The organism is Lactobacillus nasalidis, assembly GCF_016587775.1.
Classification (GTDB): Bacteria; Bacillota; Bacilli; order Lactobacillales; family Lactobacillaceae; genus Lactobacillus; species Lactobacillus nasalidis.
This window is the reverse complement of the sequence record NZ_BOCG01000002.1, coordinates 1-1,185: the sequence shown is the minus strand read 5'-3', so window position 1 is coordinate 1,185 and position 1,185 is coordinate 1. Positions and strand designations below refer to the sequence as shown.

The following is a 1,185-nucleotide window of genomic DNA, read 5'->3' as shown; positions in this document are numbered from 1 at the left end:
CCTGCTGGCAGCTGCTGGTTCAAAAGCAGACCAGCAGCCGGCTCCTAGTGCTGGAAATCGGGGCCGGCCTGCTGCTGGTCATCCTGCCGGCCCTGCTGAGCAAGTGGCTGCATGTCCGGCTGCCGGCTTTTTTATACTTCTTTTTCATGGTCTTTATCTACTGCTCCATCTACCTGGGGGATGCCTACCGCTTCTACTACGTCCCTTACTGGGACAAGTTCCTGCACTTGATCAGCGGCGCCCTGCTCTTCGGGGCAGCCTGGGCCGTTCTGGGCTGCTTCAAGTTCGGCGATGACGCTGACCTGCCGGCCGGCTTTTTATGCCTGTACGGGGTTGCTTTCGCCGTCTTGTGCGGCGTTTTGTGGGAATGCTACGAGTTCACCTGTGACGGCCTGTTCAACATGAACCTGCAGCGCTATCTCTCAGGCGGCCGCCCGCTGCTCGGCCGGGCAGCCTTGATGGACACCATGGGCGATCTGATCGCCGACCTGGTAGGCAGCCTGCTGTTTGCCTGCTGGAGCTACTGGCACTTGAAAGGCAAGCCGGAGTGGCTTGAGAGTTTCTTTTTCAAAAAATACGATCCTGAAGACTAGTCAGTCGACCGTCCGCTTGACCGCCTCCAGCAGTGCCTGCTGGAAGAGGTCCTTTTTACGCAGACTGTCCAATACGTGCCGGTCAATCGTTCCCTTCGTCAAAAGATGGTGAATGATGACCGGCTTTTTTTGTCCCTGCCGGTGCAGGCGGCCGTTCATCTGCTGGTACTGCTCCAGGCTCCAGGGCAAGGTGAACCAGATCAAGGTGTGCCCGCCATCTTGCAGGTTCAGCCCTGCTCCCGCGCTGGCCGGCTGAACCAGCATGACCGGAATCTTGCCCTTGTTCCAGCGGCGGATCATTCCCGGCGAGCCGTCAAAAATTTCCGCCTTGACCCCGTTTTTCTGATAATAAGCCAGCAAGCGGCTGGCATCGGAACGGAAATAGTAGGCCACCAGGCATGGCGTGGCCGTGTTGCTGGTCAAATAAAAGCAGCGGTCCAGTTTCTCGGAAAAAAGCTCCTGGTAGCTCTGCCCGTCTGCTTCATAAATGGCGCCGCTGGCCAGCTGGCGCAGGCGGCCGGCCAAAACGGCCGCGTTGTCGGCAGTGATTTCGCTTCCGGCCAGCTCCAGCACCTGCTCTTTTTTCAGCTGC

At 58.5% G+C, this 1,185-nt stretch carries 2 protein-coding genes; one reads left to right on the top strand and one right to left on the bottom strand.

Annotated features, from left to right (window positions below; all coding sequences use genetic code 11):
• The coding region (locus tag lacNas_RS14065) for a DUF2238 domain-containing protein (protein WP_244661392.1) at nt 1-593 on the top strand (593 nt) is incomplete at its 5' end.
• On the opposite strand, the gene lacNas_RS00025 is transcribed toward lacNas_RS14065, so the two are convergent.
• Nucleotides 594-1,185 (bottom strand): helicase-related protein (locus lacNas_RS00025; RefSeq protein WP_201346469.1); only part of this gene is annotated, 592 nt, incomplete at its 5' end. It lies immediately after the preceding gene.